We start from the raw sequence: 25,777 nt of genomic DNA on the forward strand, positions 1-25,777 counted from the left end.
GTGCGGGGCTGAGCCAGCCCGCCAGATCGGCCGGGAAGAAGCTCGGGTTCAGGGCAGCGCGCGGTAGACGAGGCGGCGGAATCGTACCTGCCCCTGCCCCGCCGCGTAGAGCGCCGGCCGCAGGCTCATGAAGCCGCCGGCCACGTTGTGGTGGTAGCCCGAAACCTCGATCTGCGTGCCGAACTTCTGCCACCGCTGCCCACCGTCGGTGCTGGTGTGCAGCGTCAGCACTTGGTCTTCCAGCCGCAGGCGCAGGCGCAGCGGCTGGCCGGGGCGCCAGGGCTGGCCGTCGGCGCGCAAGGGCAGGCTGCCGCGGCGCTGGTCGGTGCCGTAGCGGTGCAGCAGCAGCGCCGCCCCGCCTTCGGGCAGCGGCTGCAGGCCCAGGCCGGCATAGAGGCGCTCGCTGTAGAAGAGCAGCAACCCGGCGGTGGCGCCGGCGTCGGGGTCGAGGTCCACCTCCAGTTCATAGGCGCGGTCGCCGGCCACGAAGCTCAGCGGCCGGCTGTCGGCCGGGCCGTTGCCGCGCGCGGCCAGTGCCAGCGTACCGCCACCCACCCGCACCCGCGCGGCGTCGCTCTCGTCACCGCGGAAGAAGCTCCATGGCATGGCCAGCTGCGACGCCTGGAAGTCGTCGGACAGCGCGCGGCCGTGCGGCAAGGCGTTGCCGCCGCGCGGCATGGGCAGCGGGTCGCCGACATCGGCGCCCGGCGGCAGCCGGCTGCGGAACCAGCCCTCGGGCGTCCATTCGATGGGCTCCAGCAGCATCTGCCGGCCGAGCGTGTGGTACCCGGCTTCGTAGCCGTGATAGAGCATGTACCAGTCGCCCGGCGTGGGGCCTTCCACCAGCGTGGCATGGCCGCGCGACCACCAGGCCTCGCTGCGCGAGCGCGTGCGCACCAGCGGGTTGTGCGGCGAGTGCTCCCAGGGCCCGGCCAGCGTGCGCGCGCGCGCCGAGATCACCATGTGCCCGGTGGGCGGGCCGGCGGTGCCACCCACCGCCAGCGTCATGTGCCACCAGCCGTCCTTGCGCAGCATCTTCGGGCCTTCTTGCGAGTAGCTCTCCACCACCCAGTCTTCGGGGTAGCGCCAGCCCTCGTACACCGTCTCCAGCGGACCGGTGGTGCGCAGGCCGTCGGCACTCAGCGGCACGCGCACGCCGCCGTTGAGGAAGAGCCAGCGCCGGCCTTGCTCGTCCACCGCGTGGCCGGGGTCGATGCGGTCGATGCCCAGCGCCACCGGCGCCGACCAGGGCCCGCGCGGGTGCGGCGCGTGCATCACGAAGATGTCGCCGCGGGGGCCCCCGCCCCCAGCGCCTTGCTGCGGCCCGGGGCGCTTGGCCGGCACGTAGAGGTAGTAGCGGCCGGCGTGCTTGACAAGTTCGGGCGCCCAGACGCTGCCGATGTAGCGCGTGAGCGCAGGCGCCAGCGGCTGCCAGTTGACGAGATCGCGCGAATGCCAGATCAGCAGGCCGGGCACCGCCTCGAAGGACGAGTGCGTGAGGTAGTAGTCAGGGCCGTCCTTCAGCACCGTGGGGTCGGGGAAGTCGCCGGCCAGCACGGGGTTGCGAAAGCGGCCGTCGCCCAGGTCGGCGCGGCGCTGGCCCTCCGGGCCGGCGGCCCAGCGGGGCGCGGTGGCCGGGTTCATCGAAGCCGGCGGGGCGCTGGCCGCAGGGGCCGCAGGTGGCGCGGCCTCGGGCGGGAACAGCGAGGCCCAGCCCGCACGCGGGCTGAGGTCGTGCAGCTGCCAATCGGCCGCGTTGAAGGGCCGCCGCGTGGGCGCGTGGCGCGGGTGGCCCAGGCCCTGCGTCTCGTCGTCGATCAGCCGCCCGCGACCTTCGGCCACGTCGGCCAGCAGCTTCTGGTCGGCCTCGTCGCGGTCCCAGGGGCGGGCGCCGGCGGCACGCGTGAGCTGCACTTCCAGCTCGGCCACGGGCAGCAGGCGCAGGTCGGGCGGCAGCGTGGCCTGCGCGGCGGGCACTTCGATGATGCGGGCGCGGCCGGCGTTGTCCACCGCCGTCAGCGGCAGCGGGCGGCCCAGGAAATCGACGGCCGTGTTGCCCTCGAGGTGCAGTTCCACATCGCCATGGCCGCCCAGCACGAAGAGCGGCAGGCCGGCTCGCGTGTCGGGCCCGTGGCGCAGCAGGTTGCCCAGCAGCGCGATGCGGCCCGTCTGGTGCGGCTGGCCTTCCCACTCGCCGGCAGGCAGGTTGTAGTGAACGGCGCGCGTGCCGGGGTTGAAGACCAGGTTGTTGACCATGGCCGCGTGCACGCCCCCTTTGAAGAGCGCGTTGCGCTCGCGGTTGCTGGCGTAGAGGTTGGCGTGCAGCAGGATGCCGGTGGCGTTGTCGTGGATCAGCGTGCCCTTGCTGTGCTCGCCCTTGGCGTGCACCGAATGGCCCAGGCCTTCGTAGATGAGGTTGTGGCTGAAGGTGATGGCGCGGCCGGTGTGGCGACGCCACTCGTCGGGCGTCTTGCCGGGGAAACGCGGGCCGCCGACCGAGAGGTTTTCGTCGGTGGCCCAGCTGAAGCTGCAGTGGTCGACGATGACCTGGTGCGCGCCGGCGCCGGTGCTCAGGCCGTCTTGATCACCGCCGCTGCGTGCGGGGCGGCCCCAGGCGCCGGGGCGGAAGCGCAGGTGCTGCACGATGACGTCGTGCGTGCCCACGCGCACCTCACCCTTGATGAGCGTGATGCCGGGCGCGGGCGCCGTCTGCCCGGCGATGGTGACGAAGGGCTCGCGGATGTCGAGCTTGCCGCCTTGCAGGTCGATGACGCCGCCGACTTCGAAGACGATGTTGCGCGGGCCGCGCGCCTCCAGCGCGGCGCGCAGCGACCCCGGGCCGCTGGGCTGCAGGTTGGTGACACGCAGCACCCGCCCGCCGCGCCCGCCCTGCGTGCCCACCGCCCACCCGGGCATCGTGTAGCTGCCGCGGTGCAGTTCGCTGGCCTGCCCCAGCGCCGCCGCCGGCGGCGGGGGCGGCAGCGCCAGGCAGGCGGATTCATCCGGCTGGCCGGCGCTGACGAAGGCCTCACGCAAGGCCGGCACGGCCTGTGCCAGCAGGGGCGCCGACGTCGCCGCAAACAGGCAGGCGCCGCGCGGGCCCACGTGCGTGCGGTCGAAGCTGTTGGAGCCACGCCCCGGCGCTTCACCGGGCGCGGGCTTGGCGGCCACGGCCAGTGTGTCGGCCAACGCTTCGCCCAGGGCCTGCACGCGCGCGGCGCTGCTGGCCAGCGTGTCCACCAGCGGCACGCCGAGTTCGCGCGCCACGCGGCGGGTGGTGTCTGCCCAGGGCTCCAGATCGCCCTGCAGCCGCCCCTCCTTGAAGCTGCGGCGCGTGAGCGGCGTGCCCAGCACCGGCAGGCCGCCGGCGGCGCGCACCTCCTCGACATAGCGCCGCAGGTTGGCCGGGAACTCGGTGGCCAGGTCGGTGCTGCGGCCGGGCTTGCCGGGCTGGTCGTTGTGGCCGAACTGGATCAGCACCACGTGCGGCGCGTTGCTCTGGCGCGAGCGCAGGCGCACGAGCACGCGCTCCCACAGGCCTTCTTCGCGGTAGCTCTTGGTGCTGCGACCGCCGCGCGCCAGGTTCAGGCAGGCCCAGCCCGGGGCCAGCCGTTCGCAGAGGGCGTCGCCATAGCCGCTGCGCGGGGCCAGCGTGCTGTCGCCGACCAGCAGCAGGGCCGGCCGCTCGGCTTCCAGCCCGTTGGCCGCGGCGTGCGGCGCGCCCGCGAGCGCAGCCCCGGCCAGCAGCAGCCCGGCCAGGGCCTGCGCCCGTGTCACGGCACCGGCACCCAGCCCGCCGGCAGGCCCCCGGCGGTGCTGTTGGCAAACACCTCGGCGCGTGTGGCCAGGCCGGCGGTACTGTCCAACGGCTTGGCCAGCACCACGCTGCGCGGCGTGCCCGCCACGTTCACGGTGGCGCTGCCCAGGCGCTGGCTCAGGTCGAGCGGGTTGCCGTCCAGGTCGGTGCTGCCCCACTCGCGCCAGCCGGCTGCGTCGGTGGCGGCACCGGTGGTGGTGCCGGCCCAGGGCGGCGGGTTGGTGCTGCAATTGCCCGTGCCCGTGCCCGTCTTGCTGGTGCCGGTGCCCACGCACCAGCCCACGGGCAGGATGTGCGGGCCGATGCGCGTGTTGATGAAGGCGATGTTGTCGATGTAGGTGCTGCTGGTGGTGCCGCCGCTGCGCGCCAGGTAGGCCGCCGTCACCCCGGGGCCGGCGGTGAGACGGCTGTTGAGGAAGACGAAGCCCTTGTCGCCGGCGATGGCCCGCGCCTGCAGGATGTAGCCGGGCGAGCTGCTGGAGGTGTCGCGCACCGAGCGGATCTCGCTGTCTTCGAACAGCGCCGCCATCGGGCCGCCCCAGATGAAATCGACGTTGCCTTCCACCAGCGACTGGTAGACCCACACATAACCCTTGAGCTGCAGCGTGTCCTGCTGGCTCAGGAAGCTCACCTGCTTGGCCACCATGCGCCCCGCCGTGGCGGTGCTGCCGGTGTTGAAGTAGATCACCTCGGCCTGGTTGTCGAAGGTGTTGATGCGGGCGTGCGGGTTGACGAAGGTGAAGTTCTCCAGGGTCAGCAGGTCGCAGCTCTCCACCAGCATCGATGCGCGGCCCCCGAGCAGGATGCGCCGGCCGATGACGCGCCCCCCGGTGGTGAACGCAGTGCCGGGCGAGGCCGACGTGCCGCCGCTGCCGCTGTTGAAGCTCTCGAAGTTGACGTCGCCGATCACCACGCCGTCGCGGCTTTCACCACGGATGGTGAGGTTCAGCACGCGGCGCAGCATGTTGAACTCGCGGTAACGCCCGTTGGCCACGGTGATGAGCTTGGGCGTGGCCAGCGTGTTGCAGCCGAAGGCGTTGGTGGCGCTGCCCTGCGAGCAGTGCCGCATCACCCAGTTCAGCGCGCCCTGCAGGCTGCGGAAATCGGCCGTGCTGCCGGTGTCGTCCACCGTGAGGTTGGTGTAGCTGGCCGGCGCGGCCCGCGTGGTGAAGGTCCAGCCATCGCCCGGGGCGATGCCGTTGAAGGCCTGGCCGAACAGCGTGCCGTTGATGACGCCGGGGTCGATGCTGACGGTGTAGGCCGTGCCGTGCGCGAGCTTGCCGTCGTGCAGCTGGATCTCGACACGGTTGCTGACGACACGCAGCGGCCGGTACCAGACCCAGCGTGCCAGCGCCGGGTTCTCGGGCATGGCACCGCGCGCGATGGCATCGATCTCCATGTTCGTGCGCGGGATCGCCGTCTGCGTCTCGCCTGCGGAAGGCGCGTTGCTGATGTCGATGGTGTCGACCACCACCCCATCGCTGGCGCGGCGCACGGTGATGAAGCCGCTGGTGCCCAGCGTGGGCACGTTGTCGAAGGCCAGGCTCAGGCGCGTGTCGGTGTGCGCGGCCATGTCGCCAGGGGCCGGTGCGCGGGTGCCCGGGGGGGTGGCCTGGTTGCCGGTGCCGGTGATGGCGGTGCTGAACCTGCCCGCGCCGGCCGTGGCCAGCACGTGCGCGCTCACCAGGCTGGCCGGCCGCGCGCGGAAGACGTAGGGCACGCTCCAGCCCACGTCGGCCGCGAAGGCGCAGGGGCCCAGCGCCGCGCCGTTGAGCACGCTGCCGGTGTCGACGAAGCGGCTGTCGGCATCGGGCGTGGTGGCCGACACAACGCTGGCACAGCCGGGCGCCGCGCCGGTGATGGTGTGCACGTTGGCCGTGCTGATGATCTTGGCGGCCTTGCCCACGCCCACGCTGTAGCTGTGCGGGTAAGGCTGCGCCGTGCGGCTGCCCAGGTGCAGGTTGTTGAAAAGGTGCACCTGGCCGTAGCGCACGCGCGGCGCGCGCTGCACCACGTTGCGGAAGACGTTGTTGGCCAGCGTCACGCGCAGCCGGCCGGCGTCGCCGGTGTGGCTGTCGTTGCCGCCGATCAGCACAGTCTTGTTGTGCATCTCGATCACGTTGTACGAGACTGTGACGTGGTCGCTGGCCTGCGTGATGTCGATGGCGCCGTCGTGGCACTGGCGCACCTGCCCGTTCTCGATGGGCAGGGTGTCGTCGGTGACAGGCACGTCGGTGATGGTGTTGCGGTCGATCCAGACGTGATCGCTGGAGATCACCGAGATGGCGTCGAAGGCCGCGTTCCAGCTGCCGTTGGCGCCGTCGGTGGGGTCGAACACCGGCGCCACATCGCAGGGCGCCACGATCTTGAGGTTGCGCACGATGACCTGCGAGACCCCGCTGATGAGGACCTGCGCATTGACGAAACCCGCGCCCGGGCCGGCACCGATGAGCGTGGTGTTGCTCGGCAGGCGCACGTTGCCGCGGCTGGTCTGGTCGGCGCGGCTGAGGTAGGGCCGGCCCTCGCTCATGTCGATGGTGCCCACCACTTTCACGATCTTGGGCAGGCCCGCGCCGTCGTCCAGCGCCGCCTGCAGCTGCACGCGGTTGGTCACGGTGTAGATCTGGGCACTTTCGGCATTGGCGCCGCCGCGCGTGCCGCCGGCCAGGGCGGCCCAGCCATCGGCCGGGGCCTGCTGGCGGGCCGGGTCGGTCTGGGCCTGGGCCCCCGAAACGGCCAGCGTCAAGGTGAGCGCGGCCACGGCACCCGCGGTGCCGGTGAAGAAGCGTCGCATGTCAAACCTCCTTGCGGCGGCGCGTGGGCGCGGCCATGAGGGCCAGGGCCAGACCGGCCAGGGCCAGCGTGCCCGGCAGCGGCACGGCCGCCTGCGGGGCGGCGTTCAGCTGGGCACTGAAGCTCTCGAACGGGTTCGCGAAGTTCACGCCGCTGAGCGTGAACTGCACGGTGTCGGGCGCGGTGACCGTGGCGGTCACGCTGCCGGCGGTGAGCAGCGAGAGATCGAGATCCACGCCGCCCAGTGCGCCCGCCAGGCCGGTGAAGACGAAGCTGAAGCTGTAGTTGCCGCTGGGCGTGCCCAGGCCGGTGTTGTCGAAGAAGCTCAGCAGCCCGCTGGTGCCGAAGTCGATCTGCAAGGAAGGGTCGGCGAACAGGCTGGGGTTGGCGTCGTCGGTGATGAACTCGACGCCGGCATCGCCCACCTGCGCGGGCCCGCCGGCGGCGAAGCCGCTGTCGGCACTCAGCAGCACCAGCGCGCTGCCGTTCAAGGTGGCAGAAGCGCTCACGCTGCTGCCGCTCAGGCTCAAGGGCGCGGCCTGCAGGCTGCCGGCGGCCAGGGTGGCCGCCAGCAAGCCCGCGAGCCGCATCACGTTCAGTTTGCGGTTCATGGTCAGGCCTTCCTTCAGAACTTGTAGCGCATGCCGAGCAGGTACTCGCGCCCGGTCTTGTGATAGACGACCGAGCTGTTGCGCGCCCGGCTGATGAACTGGTCGTTGGCCTCGTTGGTGAGGTTCACGCCTTCCAGCGTGATGTCCAGCTGATCGCTGATCTTGTAGGAGATCGAGGCGTCGACGTTGGTGCTGGCGTTCTTGCCTTCCACGTCGTTGTTGTTCTGCCCCGGCACGCGCGTCAGGAAGCCCGAGCGGTTGGCCGCCGAGACGCGTGCGCTGAAGGTGCCATCGTCGTAGTACAGCGTCAGGTTCCAGCTCTTGGGCGAGAGGTTCAGCAGGTCGTCGCGGATCACCGAGGTGCTGGTCGGCGAGACCTGGTAGTCGATCTTGCTCTTGACCTGCGTGTAGTTCACCAGCATGCCGAAGTTGCTGAGCGCGCCCGGCAGGAAGGTGAAGGGCTGCTGCCAGTTGAACTCGAAGCCCGTGAGCTTGCCGCCGTTGGTGTTGATGGGCGTGGTGACCTGGAAGACTTCCTCGCCCGTGAAGTTGCTCGGCAGCAAGCTCAGCGGCAGGCCCGTCTGGTTGTACGGGATCGTCGTGCGCAGGCTCTGGATGTAGGTGTTGATGTCCTTCGTGAAGAGGCCCAGGCCGACAAAGGTCTGCCGCCCCAGGTACCACTCGGCGCTGAGGTCCAGCGTGGTGGCCCGGAAGGGCTTGAGCAGCGGGTTGCCGCTGGTCACGCTGAGCGTGCCGGTGGTGCTGATGGTGCCGCCGGGGTTCAGGTTGCCGAGCTGCGGGCGTGCCATCACTTTGGCCGCGGCCGCACGCAGGACGATGTCCTTCGTGAGGTTGGCCGAGAGGTTGATGCTGGGCAGGGTGTCGGTGTAGGTCTGCGTCACCGTCACCTCGGTGCCGCCGCCGCCGGCCTGGTAGCCGGTGGCCGCCTGCTCGGTCTGCACCACGCGCACGCCGGCGTTACCGCGGATGGGCATGGCACCCAGCTTGAAGCTGAAGTCGGCCATCGCGAAAACGCCCTGGTCGGTCTCCACCACCTTGCGGTTGTTGCCGCGCGCGTTGCCGTTGGTGATGGACGAGAGCGTGAAGTCGCCGGGGCCGCCGGCCGGGCCGCTCTTGATGCAGTTGCAGTAGATGTCGTAGGCCGCCGCGATGGCGTTCAGGTTCGGGATCACCCAGCTGGTGGGGGTGCCCGCGGGCAGCCCCAGGCCGCGGCCGAAGCCGGTGACGCTGGTGGTCAGGCTGGCGATGCTGGTGCCCGTCGGCGGCGCGAAGATGGTGTCGTTCTGGTTGACGCGGCGGAACTCGTAGGTGTCGAAGGTGTAGCGCTTGTAGTCCAGGCCGGCCTTCAGCGTCAGGTTGCCGGGCAGGGCTTCCCACTCGCCGCTGAACGAGGCCACGTCGTTGATGTTGTTGGCACCCTGCGGGCGGATGCGGATCTCGCTGCTGGTGGTGTTGGTGATGGTGCTGGGCTGGGTGCCGGTGGTCACCTGCGGCACCGATACCAGCGTCAAGGCGCCGCCGGGCTGCGTGACGTCGAAGGGGTAGGTGATGCTGGGCAGGCGGTCGTTGCCGCGGAAATCGATGGCGTAGCCGTTGACGTTCAGCGCGTCCAGCGTGGTGGTCGTCTGCACCGGGTTGCGGAACTTGCTGTCGGCGCGGCCGATGCGGCCGAACAGGCGGATGCTGTCGCCGATGTCCTGCTGGATGGTGAGGCTGGGCTGCGTGAAGGTGGTGCTCAGCTCGTCGAAACGCGATTCGGAACGGATGTCGACGCCGTTGTAGCGGCCGTAGAGCAGCGCACCGTTGGCGGCGTACTGCGTCTCCAGCACGGTGGTCTGCGGCTTGCCGCCTTGCGTGGCGCTGCGGCTGAAGCTGATGGCCTGCAGGAAGTCTTCCTGGCGCGTGGCGTCGAGCTTGCTGTAGAGCACGTCCAGAGAGACCAGCGTGCCCTCGGCCGGCCTGAGCTGCACCGAGGCCGTGAGACCCAGGCGGTCCTGCTCGTGCGTGAGGCGGCCGTAGCGCGGCAGGCGCGGGTGGAAGTTGCTGGCGCTGCTGGCCGTGTTGTAGGCGGCGATGTTGTCGGCGGTGCCGGTCACGCGCGGCACACCCTGGGCGGCCGGGCCGCAGGTGGTGGCGGTGCTGGTGGTGGGGTTGGCCGGCACAACGCCGGTGGGGGCGCACCAGCCGCCGGAGCTGGCGCCGTTGTCCCAGCGAACGGTGCTGAAGCCCTCTTCGAGCAGGTTGCGCTTGCTGTAGGCGCCGGAGACCAGCACGCCCACCTTGCGGTCGAAGAAGGTGTCGGTGGCCAGGAAGGCGATGCGCGGGTCGGTCTTGCGGCCGACATCGTTGTAGCGACCCTTCACAGAGACGCTGAAGGTGCGCTGCTTGAAGTCGAAGGGGCGCGAGGCCTGCAGGTCGACGGTGGCACCGAGCGAGCCTTCTTCCACATCGGCCGAGGCGCTCTTGCGCACGGTGATGCTGTTGAAGAGCTCGGCCGCGAAGACGTTGAAGTCGAAGCCGCGCGAGCGGTTGGCACCGCCGCTGCTGTCGGTGCCGCCAGTGGTGGCCAGGGCTTCGATGCCGTTGATGCGCACGCGGGTGAAGTCGGAACCCAGGCCGCGCACCGTGATGTTGCGGCCTTCGCCGGCGTCGCGGTCGATCACCACGCCGGGGATGCGCTGCAGGCTCTCGGCCAGGTTGGTGTCGGGGAACTTGGCGATGTCCTCGGCGCGGATGACATCGACGATGCCGGTGTCCTCGCGCTTCTTGTTCAGCGCGCTTTCCAGCGAGCCGCGGAAGCCGGTGATCTCGATGCGCTGCGGCTGGTTGGCGGCCGCGGCCGTGCCGGCAGCGGGTGCCGTCTGGGCCTGGGCCTGAACCTGGGCGGAAGCGGCCAGCGCCACCAGGGCACCGGCCACGGCCGTGAGTTGCAGGCCGCGCGGGTGGCGCAGGGCGCGGGTGGGTCGAAGGGAGCGCGGGTGGCGCTGGGTCATGGTCTTGTCTCCGTCGGGTGGGGCCGGGCGCATGCAGGTCGCCTCTTGTGGCTGAGTCAGGGCCGGGCGCTGCAGTGCGCGCCGGCCGGGCAGGCAGCGGCCTAGAGGTAGTCCTCGCGGCGGGGGGTGAACTGGTCGAGCAGGGTGCTGTTCGGCTCCAGCGCCACGACACCGTGCAGGTGCGTGCGCGGGGCGATGAAGGCGTCACCGGGGCGCAGCACGCGCTTCACGCCGGCGACATCGGCCTCGAAGGAGCCGCTCACCACGTAGGCGATCTGGTCGTACTCGTCGTGCGCGTGGGGCGTGCCCACCGCGCCTTGGTCGAACTGCACCAGCACGCTCATCAGGCCAGGCGTGTGGCCCACGATCTTGCGGCGGATGCCACCGCCCAGATCGGTCCAGGGCGTCTCGGCTTCGAGGAAGTAGGGGTTCATGCAGCAGTCTCCGGGACATCGATTCGGAAGGACTGTAGCAATGGCACAATAAAAAAGAAACGCCGGTTCACTAATTAGAAACCATGATTTTGGACAAGGCGGAAGCTGGTTTAGGCTCGCGCCCCGACGCCCTGCCACCCCCGGCGCAGACGCGCCCCACTCCCTACACGGTGCCCAGAAAATGATCCTTCAACAGTTCCAACTCGGCGGCAAGGTCGCCATCGTGACCGGCTGCGACACCGGCCTGGGCCAAGGCATGGCGCGCGCTTTGGCGCAAGCGGGCGCTGACATCGTGGGCGTGAACGTGAGTGCCCCCAGCGAGACGCAGGCGCAGGTGGAGGCCCTGGGCCGCCGCTTCCTGGACCTGCGCGCCAACCTGGGCAGCATCGGCTGCATCGAAGGCCTGATGAAGCAGGCGCTGGAGCTGGCGGGCCACGTGGACATCCTCGTGAACAACGCCGGCATCATCCGCCGCGAAGACGCCATCAAGTTCAGCGAGAAGGACTGGGACGATGTCATCGACATCAACCTGAAGTCGGTCTTCTTCTTCGCCCAGGCCGCCGCGCGCCAGTACCTGGCCCAGGGCACGGGCGGCAAGATCATCAACGTGGCCTCGATGCTCAGCTTCCAGGGCGGCGTGCGCGTGCCCAGCTACACGGCCAGCAAGAGCGGCGTGATGGGCATCACCCGGCTGATGGCCAATGAATGGGCCGGCCACCGCATCAACGTCAACGCCATCGCCCCGGGCTACATGGCCACCAACAACACCGCCGCGCTGCGCGCGGACGAAGGCCGCAACGCGTCCATCCTGGAACGCATCCCCGCCGGCCGCTGGGGCGTGCCTGACGATCTGGCCGGGCCGGTGGTCTTCCTCGCCAGCCAGGCCAGCGACTACGTCAACGGCTACACGGTCGCCGTCGACGGCGGCTGGTTGGCACGCTGATCCAGCGCCCCTTCATCACCGCCGGAGACACGGTGAGATGTACGAGAACAAGAGACTAGGCTTCCTGTTCGTGCTGCCCTTCGTGCTGGGCGTGCTGCTGTTCAAGCTCTTCCCTTTCGTGATGAGCTTTGCGCTGAGCTTCACCCAGTACGACGTGATGGACCCGCCGGTCTACGTGGGCCTGCAGAACTACAAGGAACTGGCCACCGAAGACCCGCTCTTCACCAAGAGCCTGGGCGTGACGCTGTGGTTCGCGGTGCTGGCGGTGCCGGCGCGCGTGGGCTTTGCGCTCTTCGTGGCGCACGTGCTGAACTTCAAGCTGCGCGGCATCAACTTCTTCCGCAGCGCCTTCTACCTGCCCAGCATCCTGGGCGGCAGCATCGCCACCGCGGTGCTGTGGCGCTTTCTGTTCGCGCGCAACGGGCTGGTCAACGGCATCCTGGGGCAGTTCGGCATCGAGCCCATCGCCTGGCTGGCCGACGAGCATTACTCGATGTGGACCATCGTGCTGCTCTTCATGTGGCAGTTCGGCTCGGCCATGGTCATCTTCCTGGCGGCGCTGCAGAACGTGCCGCAATCGCTCTATGAAGCGGCCGAGATCGACGGCGCAAGCCGCTCGCAGCAGTTCTGGCGCATCACGGTGCCGCTGATCACGCCGGTGATCTTCTTCAACGTGATCATGCAGATGGTGCACGCCTTCCAGGAGTTCAACGCGCCTTACATGGTCACCGAGGGCGGGCCTCTCTCCAGCACCTACGTGCTCGCGCTCTACATCTACGACCAGAGCTTCCGCTACTTCAACCTGGGCTACGGCTCGGCACTGAGCTGGGTGCTGTTCGCCCTGGTGGCCGCGCTGGCGGGCCTGAGCTTCTGGAGTTCGAAGTACTGGGTGTTCTACGCCGGTGAAAAAGAGGCGGCCAAGAAATGACGACGTCTGCCTCCCCGGCGCCGCTGCGCGACGCGGCGCCCCCCGTGCCCTGGGTGCGCTACATCGCGCTGGGCGCGGTGTCGCTGCTGATGCTCTACCCGCTGATCTGGCTGGTGGGCGCCACCTTCAAGACCAACGCCGAGATCTTCACCGAGATCGGCTTCTGGCCCAGCCGGCTGGACTTCGGCGCGTATGAAAAGGGCTGGAAGACCAGCACCGAGTACACCTTCGCGACCTACTTCCTCAACAGCTTCATCATCACCGTGCCGCGCATCATCGTCACGGTGATCAGCTGCGTGCTGGTGGCGTACGCGTTTGCGCGCTTCGAGTTCTGGGGCAAGAAGTCGCTGTTCGCCATCATGGTGGGCACGATGATGCTGCCGCTCATCGTGCTGCGGCTGCCGCAGTACCTGATGTTCCGCGAAGTGGGCATGCTCGACAGCTACTGGCCGCTGATCCTGCCCAGCGCCTTCGCCACCGACACCTTCTTCGTGTTCATGCTCGTGCAGTTCCTGCGCGGCATCCCGCGTGACATGGAAGAGGCCGCGATGATCGACGGCTGCAACGCCATCCAGATGCTGTGGCACATCATCGTGCCGCTGCTCAAGCCGGCCATCATCAGCGTGGTCGTCTTCCAGTTCATCTGGACGATGAACGACTTCATGGGGCCGCTGATCTATCTCGCCAGCGTCGAGAAGTACCCCGTGAGCCTGGCGCTGAAGATGAGCATCGGCGCCACCGAAGAGGTCGAGTGGGCCAACGTCATCGCCATCAGCGTGGTGGCCCTGCTGCCTTCCGTTGCGGTGTTCTTTGCCGCCCAGAAACATTTCATCGAAGGTGCCGCCAGCAGCGGCATCAAAGGCTGAGCCATGGCCCGCGTGAGTTTGAGCAAGATCGAGAAGGTCTATCCCAACGGCTTCAAGGCCGTGCACGGCGTCGACCTCGACATCCGTGACGGCGAGTTCATGGTCTTCGTGGGCCCCAGCGGCTGCGCCAAGAGCACGCTGCTGCGCATGGTGGCGGGGCTGGAGAGCATCACCGGCGGCGAACTGCGCATCGGCGACAAGCGGGTCAACGACCTGCCGGCCAAGGCGCGCGGCATCGCCATGGTGTTCCAGAACTACGCGCTCTACCCGCACATGACGGTGTACGACAACCTCGCCTTCGGGCTGAAGCTGGCCGGCACACCGAAGAAGGAACTCGACCTGCGCGTGCGCCAGGCCGCGCAATTGCTGGAGATGGAGCACCTGCTGGAGCGTTACCCCAAGCAGCTGAGTGGCGGCCAGGCGCAACGTGTGGCCGTGGGCCGCGCCATCGTGAAGAAGCCCGAGGTGTTTCTCTTCGACGAGCCGCTCTCCAACCTCGACGCCAAGCTGCGCGCCGCGATGCGCGTGCGCCTGACCGAGCTGCACCAGACGCTGCGCGACCAGGGCCAGCCGGCCACGGTGATCTACGTCACCCACGACCAGACCGAAGCCATGACCATGGGCGAGCGCATCTGCGTGCTCAAGGAAGGCGTGATCCAGCAGGTGGACACGCCCGTGGCGCTGTACGAGAAGCCGGCCAACGCGTTTGTGGCGGGTTTCATCGGCTCGCCCGAGATGAACCTGGTGAAGGCCGAGTTGCAGCCGCTGAACGGCAGCGCTGCTGTCGGCCTGGGCGGGCAGGTGCTGCCGCTGTCGGGCGCCCGCTCTGCGGCACTGGCGGGCCGGCAAGGCGCCATCACCTTCGGCCTGCGGCCCGAACACATCGGCGCGCTGCCGCGCCCGCAGGGCGACAGCCTGCCCGTGCCCGCCACGCTGCGTTTCACCGAGCACATGGGCAGCGAGGTCTATGTGCACTTCAACATCGGCGAACTGCCCTTCAGCGCCCGCGTGCCGGTGGAGCAGGCCAGCGGCCTGCATGGCCTGCAGCGCGGCGCGGCGCTCACCATGCACCTGCAGATGGGCGCGGCCCACCTCTTCGACGCCGCCAGCGGCCTGGCCGTGGCATGAAGCGCCGCCTGCTGCTGCAAGGCCTGGGCGCCGCGACGCTCAGCGCCCCCGCGCTGGCGCAGAAGGATGCGCGTGTGCTGCGCTTCGCGTGGTGGGGCGGCGCGGCGCGCCACGGCGCCACGCTGGCCGCGGTGCGGCTCTTCGAGCAGCGCAACGCGGGCCTGCGCATCAAGTCGGAGTACATGGGCTTCAACGGCTACCTCGAGCGCCTGACCACGCAGGTGGCCGGCGGCAGCGAGCCCGACGTGATGCAGATCAACTGGGCCTGGCTGGCGATGTTCAGCAAGCGCGGCAGCGGCTTCACCGACCTCACGCCGCTGCTGGGCCCGGCCGTGCGCGAACAGTTGCCCGAGGCCGAACTCGCCACCGGCCGCGTGGCCGGCAAGCTCAACGCGCTGCCTGTGAGCTACAGCGCGCGCGTGATGCTGTGGAACCCCAGCACCTTCGAGCGCGTGGGCCTGGCCCTGCCCAAGACCTGGGACGAACTCTTTGCCGCCGGCCCGGTGTTCCGCAACAAGCTGGGCGAGGGCGCCTTTCCGCTGGACGGTGAGCTCTACGACATGATCCTGCTCGCCCAGACCTGGGTGCAGCAGAAACACGGCACGCCCTTCATCGCGCCGGCCACGGCCGAAGGCCCCAGCCGCGTGGCGATGAACGAAGCCGCGGCGCTGGACTGGGTGCGCATCTACCAGCGCCTGGTGAAGGAGCACGTGGCCACGCCGCTGCCGCTGCGCGCCAGCCTGGGCGGCGCTGAAAAGCCCACCGAGCAGCAGCCAGATTGGGTGACCGGCCGCTGGGCCGGCAACTACACCTGGGATTCGGCGATTCCGCTGCGCGCCAGCACGCTGAAGCCCCCGCAGCGCCTGGCCCTGGGCGATTTCCCCACCCTGCCCGGCGCCCTGCACAGCGGCATGTTCGGCCGCCCCACGCTGATGTATGCCGTGGGCCGCCACTGCAAGCAGCCCGAGCTGGCGGCCAGGCTCATCGAGTTTCTGCTCACCGACCTGGACGCCGCACGCCTGCTCGGCCGCACGCGCGGCCTGCCCGGCGCGCGCGGCCCGCTGCAGCAGCTGGAGCGTGAGGGCCAGTTGCCCGCGCTGGAGCTGCAAGCGCACCGGCAGATCCAGGCCCAGCGCGATGCCGGCCGCCTGCCCTTGCCGGGCCCGCTCTTCGAGCACCCGCGAATGCTCAAGTTCATGCGCGAAGTTTTCGAGACGGTGGCGTACAACAAGACCACCGACATCGCCGCCGCGCGCCGCCTCATCACCGATGGCGCTGCGCTACTCAACCGCATCAAGTAAGAACCACGGCGGCCTTGTCGGGCCGAGCCCCTCATGCCCAAGCACACCGAACGCCAGCTGCAATTCGTCACCCGCGCCGACCCCGACACCGGCGCGCGGGTCACGCGGCTCACGCCCACCGACGTCACCTGCCACCGCAATTACTTCTACCAGAAGTGCTTCACGAACGATGGCTCGAAGCTGATCTTCGGCGCCGAGTTCGGCCCCGGCACGAATTGGAACTACCACCTGCTCGACCTGCAAAGCCAGACGGCCGTGCAGCTCAGCGACGGTGCCGGTGAAAACACCTTCGGCGGCTTCCTGAGCCCCGACGACCAGCACCTCTATTTCGTGCGCGGCGGCCGCACGCTGGTGCGCCTGGCACTCCAGGGCCTGCACGAAGACGTGGTCTACACCGTGCCCGAAGGCTGGGTGGGCTACGGCACCTGGGTGAGCAACAGCGCCTGCACGAAGATGGTGGGCATCGAGATCGCGCAGGCCGATTGGTCGCCGCTGTCCGACTGGAAGCAGTTCGCCGAGATGTACCACCGGCAACCGCTGTGCCGGCTGTTCAGCATCGACCTGGCCACCGGCGCACGGACCGTCATCCTCGAACAGAAAGGCTGGCTCGGCCACCCGCAATACCGCCCCGGCGACGACCACACCGTGGCCTACTGCCACGAAGGCCCGCACGACTTGGTGGACGCGCGCATGTGGTTCATCAACGAAGACGGCACCAAGCGCCGCTGCGGCAAGGTGCACGCACCCGGCGAGAGCTGCACGCACGAGTTCTGGGTGCCCGATGGCAGCGCCATGGCCTTCGTGAGCTACTTCAAGGGCGAGCGTGAACGCTGGATCTGCAGCCTGGACCCCGTGACGCTGGAAAGCCGCCAGCTCATGCAAATGCCGCCCTGCTCGCACCTGATGAGCAACCACGACGGCAGCCTGATGGTGGGCGACGGCTGCGGCAGCCCGGCCGACGTGGCCGACGCCAGCAGCCACGCGATCGATCACGACCCCTACCTGCACCTCTTCGACATGCAGGCCGGCACCACCACGCGCATCGCCCGGCACGACAGCAGCTGGAAGGTGCACAAGGGCAACCGGCAGGTCACGCACCCGCACCCCAGCTTCACGCCCGACGGGAAACAGGTGCTGTTCAGCGCCGATGCCGAAGGCGAGCCGGCCCTCTACCTTGCAGACCTGCCTGCGTAAGCCCATGACGCCGAGCCTCGCGCTGCTGCTGCTGTCCACCCTGGCCGGCGCGGCGGCGGCGGCCACGCCCGGCACCGACAACCACACCGGCCCGCTGCGCCCGCAGCTGAGCACGGCCCAGGCCGCCGAACACACCGCGGCGCACTACCTGGCCGACGGCCCCACGCCCTGGGCGCCGGCGGCGGTGGACACCCACGCGCTGAAGCCCGACTTCATCGTCGCCGCCGACGGCAGCGGCACGCACCGCACGGTGCAGGCCGCGGTGGATGCCGTGCCCGCGGCCACCGCCAGCAACAACGGGCGCCGCTGGGTCATCCAGATCCGCCCCGGCACCTACCGCGAGCCCTTGTGCGTGCAAGGCAAGGCCCCGCTGACGCTCATCGGCGTGCCCGGCGATGCCGGCGCCGTGCGGCTGGTGGAAGGCCGCTACAACGCGCAGACCAAACCCGCCGGCACCGCGGCCCACGCCTGCTGGCCCGACCTGGCCGCCACCACCTACGGCACCTACGGCAGCGCCAGCGTGGTGTTCGCCAGCGACGACCTCACCGCCGTCCACCTCACCATCGCCAACGACGCGATGGACGGCGTGAAGGCCGGCCAGGGCTACCCACCCGGCGCCGGTGAAAGCGGCGGCGCGCAGGCCGTGGCGCTGATGACCATCGGCGACCGCGTGCTGCTGGAACGCGTGCACCTGCTCGCCCACCAGGACACGCTGCACGTGCGCCGCGCGAAACCCACGCTGCCTGGCCGCGTGCTGGTGCGTGCCAGCCTGATCGCCGGCGATGTGGACTACATCTTCGGCAACGCCACGCTCGTCATCGACGACAGCACCATCCTGCAGCGCGCCGGCCGCCGCCAGCCGCCCAACGGCGGCCACGTGCTGGCGCCCAGCACACCGGCCGCGGCGCGCCTGGGTTTCCTGGTGCAGCGCACGCGCTTCACGGCCGAGCCGGGCGTGGCGCCCGCCAGCATCAGCCTGGGGCGGGCCTGGGACGAAGGCGTGGCGCGCGGCACCTGGCAGCCGGGCGTTTCGCCCAACGGCCAGGTGCTGATCCGCGACAGCCAGCTCGGGCCCCACCTGGGCGGCTGGTCGGCCAGCACCTCGCGCCGGCCTTTTGCGGCCACGGGCGAGCAGGCCAACCGCTTCTTCGAGTTCAACAACCGGGCGCTGCCGGCCGACCCGGCGCGCGAAGTGCTGGCTGCCGATGGCGGCTGGGCCGCAGCCGAAGGCGGCACGCGCGGCGGCGCCGAGGCCGCGCCCGAAGACGTGCACACCGTGCGCACGGCCGCGCAGCTGCGCGCCGCACTGAAGCCCCACCTCGGCACCGACGGCCGCCCCGGCGTGCAGCGCCCGCGCCTGGTGAAGATCGCCGGCCGCATCGACCTGGCCCAGGCCGACGACGGACGCGCCCTGGGCTTCGATGACTTCCGCGACCCCGCCTTCAGCTGGGACGCCTTCGAAGCCGCCTACGCCCCTGCCACCTGGGGCAAGAAGAAGCCCGAAGGCCCGCTGGAAGAAGCCCGCCAGCGCTCGGCCAAACGCCAGGCCGCGCAGGTGATGGTGGCCGTGCCTTCCAACACCACGATCGTGGGCCTCGGCGCCGGCGCCGAGATCACGGGCGGCGGCCTGGTGCTCGACGGCGTGCAGCAGGTCGTCCTGCGCCACCTGCACCTGCGCCGCGCCTACGACCACTTCCCGGCCTGGGATCCGAACGACAACGCCGGCGGCGAATGGAACTCGGCCTACGACACGCTGATGCTGCGCAACGCGCGCCACGTGTGGGTGAACCACTGCCTGTTTGACGATGGCGTCCCCGCGACCCCGTCCGAGCGCGTGATCTTCGGCCGACCGCTGCAGCGCTTCGATGGCCTGCTCGACATCATCCGCGGCAGCCAGTTCGTCACCGTGAGCCACAGCCATTTCCGCGGCCACGACAAGACCGTGCTCATCGGCAACAGCGACAGCCTCACCAGCGACGACGGCAAGCTGCAGGTGACGCTGCACCACAACCTCTGGGAAGACGTGAAGGAGCGCGCCCCGCGCGTGCGCTACGGGCAGGTGCACCTGCTGAACAACCTCTACCTCGTCAACCCCGGCAGCGAGTTCGGCTACTCGCTGGGCCTGGGCCAGGGCTCGCGCGTGTTCAGCGAAAGCAACGCCTGGCAGACACCACCCACGGTGGCGCCCGCCCAGCTGGTGCGTGTGCTCAAGGGCAGCCTCTTCCGCGACCAGGGTTCGCTGCACAACGGCCGGCTGCTGGACCTGGCCGCCACGCTGCGCGCCAGCGGCGCCAGCGTTTCCGATGCGCTGGGCTGGCACCCCCCCCACCCGCCCGCTGCCGACCCAGCTGCATCCGTGCCCGCCCGCGTGCGCGCCACGGCCGGGCCGGGGTGGTTGTGGCTGGGGGCCCCATGAGCCGCGGCGCCAGCGCCCGCAGGCCGGCGCCCGCCGTGCCCGCCAGTCGGTTCACAATATCTTCTGAAACGCCAGCCCGAAACGATCGAAACAACATGGACGACGACAGCTACGACGCCCGGCAGCCCGAATCGGTGGCCGCGGTCCTGAAAGTCTTCGCCATCCTGCAGTCGCTGTCGGAGCGGGACGAAACCGGCATCAGCGAACTCTCGGTGCGCCTGGCCATGCCCAAGGCCACGGTCTACCGCTTCCTGCAGACGATGAAGACGCTGGGCTACGTGCGCCAGCAGGTCGACAGCGAGCGCTACGGCCTGTCGATGCGCATGTTCGAACTCGGCGCCAAGGCGCTGCAGTACCCGGATCTCGTGGAGATCTGCAAGCCGCACATGCAGAGCCTGAGTGACGCCACTGGCGAGACGGTGCACCTGGGCACGCTGATCGACAGCGAGATCATCTACGTGCACAAGGTCGACAGCCGCCACATGCTGGGCATGTACTCGCGCGTGGGGCGCCGCGCGCCGCTGCACTGCACGGCCATCGGCAAGGTGCTGCTGGCCTGGGAGAGCCCGGCCCGCCGCGCGCAGATCCTGCAAGGCTGCGACTTCAAGCCCTACCGCGAGAAGACCATCACCACGCTGGAAGCCTTCAACGCCGAACTCGAACGCACGCTGGCCCAGGGCTTCGGGCAGGACCGCGAAGAGTTCGACGACCACATCCGCTGCGCCGGCATCCCCATCTTCGACCGCCAGAACCAGGTGGTGGCCGGCCTGAGCGTGAGCTTCCCCACCTTCCGCTACGACACCGCGCGCGAGCCCGAACTCGTGGCCATGCTGCGCGACGCCAGCCGCGACATCTCGCGCCAGCTGGGCTGCACGCAGTTCCCGCTGGACCCGGTGGAAGCCCCCGGCGCCCGCCGCTGAACCCGCACCCGAAAGCCTGCCGATGAAGCCCAACCCCCTGCGCCAGCTGTGGGCGCAAGACCGCGCGGCGCTCAACGGCTGGCTGGCCGTGCCCAACAGCTTCAGCGCCGAGGTGATGGCGCGACAGGGCTACGACACCCTCACCATCGACCTGCAGCACGGCCTGGCCGACGCCGGCGCGCTGGTGCCGATGCTGCAGGCCCTCAGCACCACCGCCACCGTGCCCGTGGTGCGCGTGCCCTGGCTGGAGCCGGGCATCCTGATGCGCGCGCTCGACGCCGGCGCCATGGCCGTCATCTGCCCCATGGTCAACACGCGAGAAGACGCGCAGAAGCTCGTGGCCTGGACGCACTACGCCCCGCAGGGCACGCGCAGCGTGGGCCCCATCCGCGCGGTGCAGCTGCACGGGCCCGAGTACGTGGCGCGCGCGAACAGCGAGATCGTGGTCTTCGCGATGATCGAAACCGCGCAGGCGCTGGACAACCTCGACAGCATCCTCTCGGTGGAAGGGCTGGACGCGGTCTACGTCGGCCCGTCCGACCTCTCGATGAGCCTGGGCTGCAAGCCCACCTTCGACGATGTCGAGCCGAAAGTGCAGCAGGCCATCGAGCACATCGCCCAGCGCGCGAAGGCGCACGGCCTGTTCGCGGGCATCCACAACGGCCGCACCGAGGTGGCGCAGGCGCGCATCGAACTCGGCTACCGCTTCGTGACGCTGGCCTCCGACGTGAACCTGCTCGTGGAAGGTTCGCGCCGCGTGCTGGGCGCCATGCGCGGCAGCCTGGGCGCCGACCTGGGCGCGCGGGCCAAGCCATGAAGCCCCTGAAACCAGCCACGGCGCCGCAGCCCTTCACGCTGCGCGGCGAACTCATCACGCTGGACGCCCTGCTCAAGGCCACCGGCCTGGTGGGCAGCGGCGGCGAGGCCAAGCTGCTCATCACCGAGGGCCAGGTGCGTGTGGACGGCGAGGTGGAAACCCGCCGCGGCCGCAAGCTGCGCGGTGGTGAGACGGTGCAGGTGGGCGGCACCCAAGTGCAGGTGCAAGCCGGGCCCGCGCCGGGCTGAGAGACACTCGCGGGCATGGACTACCCGCGCTACGACCCCGCTTCCCCGCTGACCCCGCTGCAGCCCGACGAACTGCAGGCGCTCGACCACCTGCTGCAGACGCTGCAGGCCACGCAGGACGGCGTGATGAGCCTGGATGGCGCCGACGGCTTCCTCACCGCGCTGGCGGTGGCCCCGGCCGGCCTGCTGGCCGAGCTGCCCACCGCCGAGTGGCTGCCCCAGGTGTGGGGCGGCGACAGCCCGCAGGGCCACGACGCGGCCGAGCCCTTCGCCAGCAAGCGCCTGCGCAAGAACACCGTGGTGCAGTTGCTGCGCCACCTGCGCCACGTGCAGGCCGAGCTGCAGCGGCCCGACGATTGGCAGCCCATCTTCAGCATCGCCGAACAGGGCGCCGACGAGTGGGCCGACGCCAGCGACTGGTGCGCCGGCTTCCTGCAGGCGGTGGACCTGTGGCCCAGCGCCTGGGACACCCCCGGCGGCGGCCCCTGGGGCGAGCCCGCACTGGCCCCGCTGCTGCAGCTGGGCGGCGGCCTGGACGGCGTGGACACGCCCGCGGTCGACGCCGAGGGCAACCCGCTGGACTTCGACGACCCGGCCTGCGTGGACCGCCTCAGCCGCGCCGTGCCGGATGGCGTGCTGCGCCTGCAGGCGCTGCTAGCGGCCTGAGCGCAGGCCTGAGCGCCGCCCTCAGCGCCAGGGCGGCGCGGGCAGCAGCACCAGGCCCCAGGTGAAGGGCACGCCCAGCAGCGTCAGCAGCACGGCGGCGCTGCCCAGGTCTTTCGCACGGCCCAGCAGCGGCTGCAGCTCCAGCGACACGGCATCGGCCAGCGCCTCGATGGCCGAATTCAGCAGCTCCACCACCAGCACCGCCACCACGCTGGCCACCATCACCAGCAACTGCCAGCGCCCCGGCGCGAGGAAGGGCGCCGCCACCAGCAGCGGCGCGGCCAGCAGCAGCTCTTGCCGGAAAGCGGCTTCGTGGCGCACCGCGGCGCGCAGGCCGGCCCACGAGTAACGCAGCGCGCGGAAGACGCGGCCGATGCCGCCGCGGCTCTTGTAGGCGGCGGCCGGCGGGCTGGTGGGCGGGGCGGGTGCAGGCATGAGGCTTATTGGGCGGCGGGCGGTACAGCATTTCAGGGTAGCACCAGCACACAGAGACAATCGGCCGGGCGAACCCCTGCCCTCCCTGCCCGGCCCGCCCACGCCCTGATGCCTGAAGACGCCGTCACCGCCGCACCCTCACCCTCTGCCGACGATGCCGAGGCCGCCCGCAGCGCGCAGGCGCGCCTGCGCTTCTGGCAGCGCGTGGACGAAGCGCTGGCCCAGGGCCGGCTGCACAAGCTGGTGCTGGCCCAGCCCGAAGGCGTGCAGCCTGAAGACCTGCAGCGCATCACGGCGCGCCCGCTGCAGCTGCGTGGCGAAGCCTGCCTGAGCCTCGTCTACAGCCACCGCACGCGCGACGTGACGAAGAACCTGCCGCTGGCCGAGGCCCGGGCGCTGCTGCCCACGCTGGCCGGCAAGCCGGGCTTCCGCAAGCTGCACCTGCTGGCGGCCGATGGCGAAAGCCAGCTGGCCATCAGCAAACGCGGCAAGGCGCTGTTCAGCCACACGGCGTCTGCGGCGGCCCCCCCGGCGGCAGACGTCGCCGAGACCGCCGGCCACGACCGCGAGAAGCAGCGCTGGATCGACCTGCAGGCACCCTTCCTCACGGCGTTGGGCGTGACCACCCCGCAGGGCACGCTGGTGCCCGCGATGGCGCGCAAGTGGAAGCAGATCAACAAGTTCGTCGAGGTGTTTGCGCACGCGCTGCAGCGCTCGCCGCTGGCCGGCGCGCCGGTGGTGAAGGTGGCCGATTTCGGCGCCGGCCGCGGCTACCTGACGTTTGCCATCCACCACTGGCTGCAGCACGGGCTGGGTGTGCAGGCCGAGGTGCACGGCGTGGAGCTGCGGCCGGATCTGGTGCAAGAGGCCCAGGCCAGCATCCAGCGGCTGGGCCTGCAGGGCCTGCGCTTCGAGGCCGGCGACGTGCGTGATTTCCAGCCCGGCGCGATGAACGTGATGATCGCGCTGCACGCTTGCGACACCGCCACCGACCACGCTATCCACCTGGGCCTGCAGGCCGGCGCCGAGATCATCCTGTGCAGCCCCTGCTGCCACAAGCAGATCCGCCCGCAGCTGCTGAGCCCGCACCCGCTGCGGCCGGTGTTCCAGCACGGCATCCACGCCGAACAGCAGGCCGAGATGCTGACCGACAGCCTGCGCGCGCTGCTGCTGGAAGCACGCGGCTACGACACCCAGGTCTTCGAGTTCATCACGCTGGAACACACGCGCAAGAACAAGATGATCCTGGCCGTGAAGCGGCCGGCCAACGCCGCCACGGCGCGCCAGCGCGAGGCCGCACTGGCGCAGGTGGCCGAGCTCAAACGCTTCTTCGGCATCCGCGAACAGGCGCTGGAAACGCTGCTGCAGGCCGAGGCCTGAAGCCCGAGAACGACAAGGAGACCCACCCATGGCCGAATCGCACGAACACACGCACGACCACCCGCGCTGGCAGCACGACGGCGTGCGCGTGGTGCCTGCCAACCAGCTGGACGCGAACACCGCGCAGACGCCGGGCATGGACCGCAAGGCCGCCATCAACTTCGCGCGCGTGGGTGCGCAGAAGCTGTGGGCCGGCACGGTGCACATCCACCCCGACGCCAAGACCGGCGCCCATCACCACGGGCCGCTGGAGAGCGTGATCTACGTGATCAAGGGCCGCGCGCGCATGCGCTGGGGCGAGCGGCTCGAGTTCACCGCCGAGGCCGGCCCGGGCGACTTCATCTACGTGCCGCCCTTCGTGCCGCACCAGGAGATCAACGCCAGCGCCACCGAGGTGCTGGAGTGCGTGCTCTGCCGCAGCGACGGCGAGGCCGTGGCCGTGAATCTCGACATCACCCCTGTCGAACAACCCACCACGGTCGCCTGGGTGGATCCCACGCACCCCGCCCCGCGATGAGCGCTGCGCTGCACGACCCGCGCGCCTTTTTGTGCCACCTCTACGACACCGCCGTGCAGCGCGCGCTGCCGGCGCTGAACACCGCTGCGCACCTGCCGCCACCGCCCGACACCGAAGGCCCGCGGCGCGGCCGCACGGTGGTCATCGGCGCGGGCAAGGCCGGCGGTGCGATGGCGGCGGCCGTGGACGCACTTTGGCCCGCTGCCGCGCCGCTCAGCGGCCTGGTGGTGACGCGCTACGACCACGTGCCGCCGGCCTACCGCGCCCGGCCGGGGCGCATCGAGGTGGTGGAAGCCCGCCACCCCGTGCCCGACGAAGCCGGCCGCCAGGCCGCGCAGCGCATCGCGGCGATGGTGCAGGGTCTGACCGAACACGACCTCGTGCTGTGCCTCGTCAGCGGCGGCGGCTCGGCCTTGCTCTCGCTGCCCGCGCCGGGGCTGACGCTGGAAGACAAGCAGGCCATCAACCGCGCGCTGCTGAAGAGCGGCGCCGCCATCGACGAGATGAACTGCGTGCGCAAGCACCTGAGCGCCATCAAGGGCGGCCGCCTGGCCGCGCTGTGCGCGCCGGCGCGCGTGGTGACGCTGCTGATCAGCGACGTGCCCGGCGACGCGCCCGAGGTCATCGCCAGCGGCCCCACCGTGCCCGACGCCAGTACCTGCGCCGACGCGCTGGCCATCTGCCGCCGTTACGGCATCGCGCTGCCGCCGGCGGCGCTGGCGGGGCTGGAAAGCGGCGCCTTCGAAACGCCCAAACCCGGCGACCCGCTCTTCCACGGCCACCAGGTGCACATGCTGGCCACGCCGCAGCAGGCGCTGGAAGCGGCTGCCGAAGCCGCGCGCGCGGCCGGTGTGGAAGCGCACATCCTCAGTGACGAAATGGAAGGCGAAAGCCGCGTCGTCGGCCAAGTGCAGGCGGCGCTGGCGCGCGCGGTGGCGCGGCGCGGCGCGCCCTTCGCGAAGCCCTGCGTGATTCTTTCTGGCGGCGAGACCACGGTCACGGTGCAAGGCCAGGGTGGCAAGGGCGGGCGCGCCACCGAGTTCCTGCTCGGCTGCGCCATCGCACTGCAGGGCCAGCCCGGCGTGCACGTGCTGGCCGCCGACACCGACGGCATCGACGGCCTGGAAGACAACGCCGGCGCCATCGTCACCCCCGACACGCTGGCCCGCGCCGCGGCGCTGGGCCTGAAGCCGCCGGAGTTCCTCGACCGCCACGACGCCTACAGCTTCTTCGCGGCCTTGGGCGACCTGGTGGTGCCGGGGCCGACCTACACCAACGTCAACGACTTCCGGGCGGTGCTGGTGAACTGAACGACCCCATCGGGTGCGCGCCGCGTGCTCGGCGATGGC

General features: G+C 70.4%; 20 protein-coding genes. 14 read left to right on the forward strand and 6 right to left on the reverse strand.

Features of this window, described 5'->3' with window-relative positions; translation table 11 throughout:
* Nucleotides 1-48 precede the first annotated feature (48 nt).
* The 5 genes from EOE66_RS22135 to EOE66_RS07025 form a co-directional block, all read right to left on the reverse strand.
* Nucleotides 49-3,777: a family 43 glycosylhydrolase gene (locus EOE66_RS22135; RefSeq protein WP_164885017.1), complete on the reverse strand. Its 3,729-nt coding sequence runs from the start codon at nt 3,775-3,777 to the stop codon at nt 49-51.
* A complete protein-coding gene (locus EOE66_RS07010; RefSeq protein WP_128227946.1) occupies nt 3,774-6,611 on the reverse strand; it encodes a pectate lyase family protein in 2,838 nt (945 codons plus the stop codon). The genes EOE66_RS22135 and EOE66_RS07010 overlap by 4 nt, the downstream gene beginning before the upstream one ends.
* A gap of 1 nt (nt 6,612) precedes the next feature.
* Nucleotides 6,613-7,221 carry a hypothetical protein gene (locus tag EOE66_RS07015; RefSeq protein WP_128227947.1) on the reverse strand — a complete coding sequence of 203 codons (609 nt, stop codon included), beginning with the start codon at nt 7,219-7,221 and terminating at the stop codon, nt 6,613-6,615.
* A gap of 14 nt (nt 7,222-7,235) precedes the next feature.
* Nucleotides 7,236-10,235: a TonB-dependent receptor gene (locus EOE66_RS07020; RefSeq protein ID WP_128227948.1), complete on the reverse strand. Its 3,000-nt coding sequence runs from the start codon at nt 10,233-10,235 to the stop codon at nt 7,236-7,238.
* A gap of 101 nt (nt 10,236-10,336) precedes the next feature.
* On the reverse strand, nt 10,337-10,669 hold the full coding sequence (locus tag EOE66_RS07025) for a cupin domain-containing protein (RefSeq protein WP_128227949.1): 333 nt from the start codon (nt 10,667-10,669) through the stop codon (nt 10,337-10,339).
* A 181-nt stretch (nt 10,670-10,850) separates the two neighbouring features.
* On the opposite strand from EOE66_RS07025, the gene kduD reads away from it, so the two are divergent.
* The 11 genes from kduD to EOE66_RS07080 all read left to right on the forward strand — a co-directional run bounded on the left by kduD (nt 10,851) and on the right by EOE66_RS07080 (nt 22,096).
* On the forward strand, nt 10,851-11,612 hold the full coding sequence (gene kduD / locus EOE66_RS07030; RefSeq protein WP_128227950.1) for a 2-dehydro-3-deoxy-D-gluconate 5-dehydrogenase KduD: 762 nt from the start codon (nt 10,851-10,853) through the stop codon (nt 11,610-11,612).
* Nucleotides 11,613-11,649: 37 nt separating this feature from the next.
* A complete protein-coding gene (locus EOE66_RS07035) occupies nt 11,650-12,540 on the forward strand; it encodes a carbohydrate ABC transporter permease (RefSeq protein WP_128227951.1) in 891 nt (296 codons plus the stop codon).
* Nucleotides 12,537-13,406 (forward strand): carbohydrate ABC transporter permease, encoded by an 870-nt coding sequence (locus EOE66_RS07040; RefSeq protein WP_128227952.1) that lies wholly within the window; start codon nt 12,537-12,539, stop codon nt 13,404-13,406. Before EOE66_RS07035 ends, EOE66_RS07040 begins: the two co-directional genes overlap by 4 nt.
* A 3-nt stretch (nt 13,407-13,409) precedes the next feature.
* Entirely contained in the window at nt 13,410-14,534 is a 1,125-nt protein-coding gene (locus EOE66_RS07045; protein WP_128227953.1) for an ABC transporter ATP-binding protein, read from the forward strand.
* Nucleotides 14,531-15,835 carry an ABC transporter substrate-binding protein gene (locus tag EOE66_RS07050; protein ID WP_128227954.1) on the forward strand — a complete coding sequence of 435 codons (1,305 nt, stop codon included), beginning with the start codon at nt 14,531-14,533 and terminating at the stop codon, nt 15,833-15,835. Before EOE66_RS07045 ends, EOE66_RS07050 begins: the two co-directional genes overlap by 4 nt.
* A gap of 33 nt (nt 15,836-15,868) precedes the next feature.
* Nucleotides 15,869-17,029, forward strand: a complete 1,161-nt coding sequence (locus EOE66_RS07055; protein WP_128227955.1) for an oligogalacturonate lyase family protein — start codon at nt 15,869-15,871, stop codon at nt 17,027-17,029.
* 4 nt (nt 17,030-17,033) lie between these two features.
* Nucleotides 17,034-19,445, forward strand: coding sequence for a pectinesterase family protein (locus EOE66_RS07060; RefSeq protein WP_164885018.1), 2,412 nt, complete (start codon nt 17,034-17,036; stop codon nt 19,443-19,445).
* Between the two features lie 95 nt (nt 19,446-19,540).
* Complete coding sequence (kdgR, locus tag EOE66_RS07065; RefSeq protein WP_128227957.1) at nt 19,541-20,365, forward strand: DNA-binding transcriptional regulator KdgR; 825 nt, start codon at nt 19,541-19,543, stop codon at nt 20,363-20,365.
* Between the two features lie 22 nt (nt 20,366-20,387).
* Nucleotides 20,388-21,182 (forward strand): HpcH/HpaI aldolase family protein, encoded by a 795-nt coding sequence (locus EOE66_RS07070; protein ID WP_128227958.1) that lies wholly within the window; start codon nt 20,388-20,390, stop codon nt 21,180-21,182.
* Entirely contained in the window at nt 21,179-21,430 is a 252-nt protein-coding gene (locus EOE66_RS07075) for an RNA-binding S4 domain-containing protein (RefSeq protein WP_128227959.1), read from the forward strand. Before EOE66_RS07070 ends, EOE66_RS07075 begins: the two co-directional genes overlap by 4 nt.
* Nucleotides 21,431-21,445: 15 nt before the next feature.
* A complete protein-coding gene (locus EOE66_RS07080; RefSeq protein ID WP_128227960.1) occupies nt 21,446-22,096 on the forward strand; it encodes a YecA/YgfB family protein in 651 nt (216 codons plus the stop codon).
* 21 nt (nt 22,097-22,117) lie between these two features.
* Here the strand turns inward: EOE66_RS07080 and EOE66_RS07085 are convergent, their stop codons facing one another.
* The gene (locus tag EOE66_RS07085) at nt 22,118-22,531 is read right to left on the reverse strand and encodes a diacylglycerol kinase (RefSeq protein WP_128227961.1); all 414 of its coding nucleotides are present in this window, start codon (nt 22,529-22,531) and stop codon (nt 22,118-22,120) included.
* 108 nt (nt 22,532-22,639) lie between these two features.
* Between EOE66_RS07085 and EOE66_RS07090 the strand changes: the two genes are divergently transcribed.
* Genes EOE66_RS07090 through EOE66_RS07100 form a run of 3 tightly spaced genes read left to right on the forward strand, consistent with a single transcriptional unit; the run spans nt 22,640 to nt 25,738 of the window.
* Entirely contained in the window at nt 22,640-23,911 is a 1,272-nt protein-coding gene (locus tag EOE66_RS07090) for a class I SAM-dependent methyltransferase (protein WP_128227962.1), read from the forward strand.
* Between the two features lie 28 nt (nt 23,912-23,939).
* Nucleotides 23,940-24,428, forward strand: coding sequence for a cupin domain-containing protein (locus tag EOE66_RS07095; RefSeq protein WP_128227963.1), 489 nt, complete (start codon nt 23,940-23,942; stop codon nt 24,426-24,428).
* Nucleotides 24,425-25,738 (forward strand): glycerate kinase type-2 family protein, encoded by a 1,314-nt coding sequence (locus tag EOE66_RS07100; protein ID WP_128227964.1) that lies wholly within the window; start codon nt 24,425-24,427, stop codon nt 25,736-25,738. The genes EOE66_RS07095 and EOE66_RS07100 overlap by 4 nt, the downstream gene beginning before the upstream one ends.
* Nucleotides 25,739-25,777 lie beyond the last annotated feature (39 nt).

This window comes from Rubrivivax rivuli, assembly GCF_004016505.1.
Classification (GTDB): domain Bacteria; phylum Pseudomonadota; class Gammaproteobacteria; order Burkholderiales; family Burkholderiaceae_C; genus Rubrivivax; species Rubrivivax rivuli.

Coding starts and splice junctions, on each gene's coding strand:
- EOE66_RS07010 (WP_128227946.1), bottom strand. CDS start 6,611: ATGCGACGCTTCTTCACCGGCACCGCGGGTGCCGTGGCCGCGCTCACC.
- EOE66_RS07015 (WP_128227947.1), bottom strand. CDS start 7,221: ATGAACCGCAAACTGAACGTGATGCGGCTCGCGGGCTTGCTGGCGGCC.
- EOE66_RS07020 (WP_128227948.1), bottom strand. CDS start 10,235: ATGACCCAGCGCCACCCGCGCTCCCTTCGACCCACCCGCGCCCTGCGC.
- EOE66_RS07025 (WP_128227949.1), bottom strand. CDS start 10,669: ATGAACCCCTACTTCCTCGAAGCCGAGACGCCCTGGACCGATCTGGGC.
- kduD (WP_128227950.1), top strand. CDS start 10,851: ATGATCCTTCAACAGTTCCAACTCGGCGGCAAGGTCGCCATCGTGACC.
- EOE66_RS07035 (WP_128227951.1), top strand. CDS start 11,650: ATGTACGAGAACAAGAGACTAGGCTTCCTGTTCGTGCTGCCCTTCGTG.
- EOE66_RS07040 (WP_128227952.1), top strand. CDS start 12,537: ATGACGACGTCTGCCTCCCCGGCGCCGCTGCGCGACGCGGCGCCCCCC.
- EOE66_RS07045 (WP_128227953.1), top strand. CDS start 13,410: ATGGCCCGCGTGAGTTTGAGCAAGATCGAGAAGGTCTATCCCAACGGC.
- EOE66_RS07050 (WP_128227954.1), top strand. CDS start 14,531: ATGAAGCGCCGCCTGCTGCTGCAAGGCCTGGGCGCCGCGACGCTCAGC.
- EOE66_RS07055 (WP_128227955.1), top strand. CDS start 15,869: ATGCCCAAGCACACCGAACGCCAGCTGCAATTCGTCACCCGCGCCGAC.
- EOE66_RS07060 (WP_164885018.1), top strand. CDS start 17,034: ATGACGCCGAGCCTCGCGCTGCTGCTGCTGTCCACCCTGGCCGGCGCG.
- kdgR (WP_128227957.1), top strand. CDS start 19,541: ATGGACGACGACAGCTACGACGCCCGGCAGCCCGAATCGGTGGCCGCG.
- EOE66_RS07070 (WP_128227958.1), top strand. CDS start 20,388: ATGAAGCCCAACCCCCTGCGCCAGCTGTGGGCGCAAGACCGCGCGGCG.
- EOE66_RS07075 (WP_128227959.1), top strand. CDS start 21,179: ATGAAGCCCCTGAAACCAGCCACGGCGCCGCAGCCCTTCACGCTGCGC.
- EOE66_RS07080 (WP_128227960.1), top strand. CDS start 21,446: ATGGACTACCCGCGCTACGACCCCGCTTCCCCGCTGACCCCGCTGCAG.
- EOE66_RS07085 (WP_128227961.1), bottom strand. CDS start 22,531: ATGCCTGCACCCGCCCCGCCCACCAGCCCGCCGGCCGCCGCCTACAAG.
- EOE66_RS07090 (WP_128227962.1), top strand. CDS start 22,640: ATGCCTGAAGACGCCGTCACCGCCGCACCCTCACCCTCTGCCGACGAT.
- EOE66_RS07095 (WP_128227963.1), top strand. CDS start 23,940: ATGGCCGAATCGCACGAACACACGCACGACCACCCGCGCTGGCAGCAC.
- EOE66_RS07100 (WP_128227964.1), top strand. CDS start 24,425: ATGAGCGCTGCGCTGCACGACCCGCGCGCCTTTTTGTGCCACCTCTAC.